Origin of the sequence: Shewanella sp. SG41-4 (assembly GCF_014164505.1) — a bacterium.
In the GTDB taxonomy this organism is placed as follows: domain Bacteria; phylum Pseudomonadota; class Gammaproteobacteria; order Enterobacterales; family Shewanellaceae; genus Shewanella.
This window is the reverse complement of record NZ_JACJFI010000335.1, coordinates 1-3,660: the sequence shown is the minus strand read 5'-3', so window position 1 is coordinate 3,660 and position 3,660 is coordinate 1. Positions and strand designations below refer to the sequence as shown.

Here is a 3,660-nt window from a genome sequence, read left to right as displayed (position 1 = left end):
AATGTCTATAGGAAAACCCAGCTGGAGATTAATGTCAATTGAATATTTCTCAAAAGCTAACAAAAAATGGCAATATGGACAAATCTAGTCTACTTATTGAGCCCTCTGACTCACTTATGCATAAATAATTCATCAATTGCCATCATTTATTCATAAATCCAAGCAGTATTTTTATCGCCACTCTAGTACAATAACCACATGATTACAGAGACTCTCTTGGCCGATCTTCACAGCCACACGACCGCATCAGACGGTCAATTAACACCAACAGAATTATTAACTCGCGCTATCGAAAAAGGCGTTGAGATGTTTGCTATTACTGACCATGACACTGTCGGAGGGTTAGCGGAAGCGCATCTTGCTAATCAAAACCATGCCACGCCATTAGTATTAATTAACGGTTGTGAGGTTTCGACTCGTTGGAACAGTTTTGATATTCATATCGTCGGATTAAACTTGGACATCGCTCACACAGGATTATTGGATTTTTTAACTCATCAACGTGAGTTGCGTGAAGTCCGAGCCCAAGAAATTGGTGAACGTTTAGCTAAAGCAGGTATAGAGGGCGCCTATGATGGTGCCAAAGCTATTGCCGGCGATGCGGCGCTGAGTCGTGGTCATTATGCTAGATGGTTAGCCGATAATGGTCATGCGACAGATATGCCTAGCGTGTTCAAACGCTACTTAGCTCGTGGTAAAATAGGCTATGTACCCAATAATTGGGGCGATATGGCCAATGCGATAGAGCATATTCATCAAGCTGGTGGTGTTGCTGTATTAGCTCACCCTAGCGGTTACAAATTATCGGCCAAATGGCTTAAGCGCTTAGTGCGTGAATTTGCAGAGGCCGGTGGCGATGCGATTGAAGTTATTTTGGGCCAACAAACATTGGACGACCGTAATAACCTTATTGCATTAAGTAAGCAAAATAACCTACTTGCTTCAGTGGGAAGCGATTTTCACTTCCCCAGCAATTGGATCGAGCTAGGTAAAAACTTATTCCAACCACAAGGTGTGGAATGGGTTTGGCAATCACAATATTGGACGAAAAGAGCATGAGTCAATTTTTTTATATTCATGATGAAAACCCACAGGCGCGTTTAATTAATCAAGCTGTGGCGATTCTTAAACAAGGTGGAGTCATTGTTTATCCCACTGACTCAGGTTATGCATTGGGTTGTATGATTGGCGAAAAAAATGCCATGACGCGTATGGCGCGCATCCGCCAGATTGACAATGACACTAATTTTTCATTAATGTGCCGTGATCTCTCTGAGCTGGCCAATTTTGCCCGCGTTGATAACCAAGCATATCGTTTATTAAAAAGCTGTACGCCTGGTCCATATACGTTTATTTTCAAAGCCACTAAAGAAGTGCCACGTCGTTTACAGTGTGACAAAAAGCGCACCATTGGCATTCGCGTGCCTAATAATGTCATTGCGCTGGCGTTACTTGAAGCATTGGGTGAACCAATGATGACCACCAGTTTAGTGATGCCAAATGAGCAATTTGCTGAATCAGATCCTGAGCATATTCGCGATATACTCGATCACTTGGTAGACGGTATTATTCACGGTGGTTATTTACCTGAAAATCAAACGACAGTGATTGATATGTCTGAAGATGAGATGGTGATATTACGTCATGGTGCTGGTGATACCAGTGCATTTGAATAAACCAAAGTGATACCCGCAGATGAATCATCTAGGATAAACATGCCAGGCAGTCAGCAAAGCCTGCCATTAGCAATGGTTCGTGGCCAAGCGCTTAATAGCATGCCTGTAGACTTGTTTATTCCGCCAGAGGCCTTAGAAGTGTTTCTTGAAACCTTTGAAGGCCCATTAGATTTATTGTTGTATTTAATCCGCAAACAAAAATTAGATGTGGTTGATTTACCTATTCAACAAATCACCCAACAATATTTACTTTATATTGAAATTCTCACTGAAGCGCGGATTGAACTGGCTGCCGATTACCTTGTGATGGCGGCAACATTAGCGGAGATTAAATCCCGATTATTGTTACCTAAAATGACCAGTGAAGATGATGAGGAATAAGATCCTCGCGTCGTGCTTATACGGCAATTAAAAGCCGATGAAGTGATTAAACAAGCAGCCGTCGATATTGATACGTTACCGCGTATTGAACGAGATATGTTTCAAGCATCCGTTAGCGCTGCTCCCGATATTAAACCGGTTACGGTACCGCCAGAAGTGTCGCTGGTGGATATTGCCCGTGCGTTTGGCGAAGTGCTAAAACGCATTGATGCCAACGAAGACCATCATGTAAAGCGTGAACATTTATCCACCCGTGAACGCATGAGCCAAATTTTAGCTAAGTTATCCAGTACTGAATACATTGGTTTTGAGTGTTTGTTTGATGTCAGTGAAGGGCGAGCCGGTGTGGTAGTGAGTTTTTTGGCACTCATGGAGCTGGTTAAAGAGTTACTCGTTGAGTTAGTGCAAAATGAACCGTTTTCACCCATCTATGTAAAAGCGTATTAATTAACGATATTCGAAGAGATCCATGAAGCCAATTAATCCTATTCAGTTAAAACAACTTATTGAAGCCAGTTTGTTTGTCTTAGCTAAGCCGTTGTCGGTAAAAGCCATCAAAGAAACAGTGTTAGCTGAGTTTAGCGTATCGCGCACGCGCATTCAGGAAACGCTTGATGAATTACAGCAAGATTATCAAGAGCGGGGCGTACAGCTAGTTAAAATTGCCAGTGGTTATCGTTTTCAAACTCAAGAAATACTCAGCCCTTATTTACAACCTCTTTGGCAAGACAAATCCCCGAAGTATTCGAGGGCAACGCTTGAGACTTTAGCTGTGATTGCATATCGGCAACCGGTAACGCGTGGGGATATTGAATATATTCGAGGCGTTGCTATTAGCAGTCATATCATAAAAAGCTTATCGGACCGTCAGTGGATTAAAGTGGTTGGTCACAAAGAAGTGCCTGGTAAACCAGCATTGTACGCCACCACCCCTGCATTTCTTGATTATTTTAATCTAACAAAACTTGCCGATTTACCCGCATTAACCGATGCCGCTTCACTACAAGGGTTATTTGATAAAGTGCAAGTTGCTCTCGATGAATCTAACGATGATGACAGTAATGATGATCACCAAGACGATGATCAACAAGTCAATGACGAGCAAAACGATAGCGAAAACAGCAGTGATACAACGACAAATGAACTTGATGATGTAGACAAGGAAACGGTCGATGTTGTTAAAAACAGCCAAAACCTAACCCATTAAATCCATACCTTAGTGTTGGTTGCCGACACTTTGTCGCTAGTTTGCACAGGGAGCTGGGCGAGCATGTAATCGAGTAAGCGTTGACCCGTTAGGCTTAAAAATCGTCTTGATGGATACACTAGAAATACCACGCCAGTATAAGGCGCTAAATCATTAAATAAACGCACTAACGCCCCTTGCTCTACGTCATCCTGACATAATTTTTTGGGTAAATAACCAATCCCTCGACCTAATTTTGTGGCTTCATAAGCCAGTTGAATGCTATTGGTGCATAAATTGCCTTTTACGGCCTGCATTGCGTCATTGGCGAGTGGCACTTCACTGAAGGTTTTACCATTCGGGAAGCGAAATAAAATTGAGTTGTGTTGTTCAATATCACTCAAGGTGACAGGCATG

General features: G+C 42.4%; 3 protein-coding genes and 2 pseudogenes. 4 read left to right on the top strand and 1 reads right to left on the bottom strand.

Annotated elements, in window-relative coordinates; translation table 11 throughout:
• The first annotated feature begins 198 nt into the window (after positions 1-198).
• The 4 genes and pseudogenes from rnm to scpB form a co-directional block, all read left to right on the top strand.
• The gene (gene rnm / locus H5202_RS19205) at positions 199-1,059 is read left to right on the top strand and encodes an RNase RNM (protein ID WP_182773475.1); all 861 of its coding nucleotides are present in this window, start codon (positions 199-201) and stop codon (positions 1,057-1,059) included.
• The gene (locus H5202_RS19200) at positions 1,056-1,676 is read left to right on the top strand and encodes an L-threonylcarbamoyladenylate synthase (protein ID WP_182773474.1); all 621 of its coding nucleotides are present in this window, start codon (positions 1,056-1,058) and stop codon (positions 1,674-1,676) included. Before rnm ends, H5202_RS19200 begins: the two co-directional genes overlap by 4 nt.
• A 39-nt stretch (positions 1,677-1,715) precedes the next feature.
• Positions 1,716-2,504 (top strand): annotated as a pseudogene (locus H5202_RS19195) (segregation and condensation protein A).
• A gap of 22 nt (positions 2,505-2,526) precedes the next feature.
• Positions 2,527-3,123, top strand: a pseudogene (gene scpB, locus H5202_RS19190) (SMC-Scp complex subunit ScpB); the annotation flags it as partial.
• A gap of 137 nt (positions 3,124-3,260) precedes the next feature.
• Here the strand turns inward: scpB and H5202_RS19185 are convergent.
• On the bottom strand, positions 3,261-3,660 hold a 400-nt coding region (locus H5202_RS19185; protein WP_259397390.1), incomplete at its 5' end, for a LysR substrate-binding domain-containing protein.

Bases quoted from the DNA above. Each gene is read 5' to 3' on its own strand.
- rnm (WP_182773475.1), top strand. From the start codon at position 199: ATGATTACAGAGACTCTCTTGGCCGATCTTCACAGCCACACGACCGCA.
- H5202_RS19200 (WP_182773474.1), top strand. From the start codon at position 1,056: ATGAGTCAATTTTTTTATATTCATGATGAAAACCCACAGGCGCGTTTA.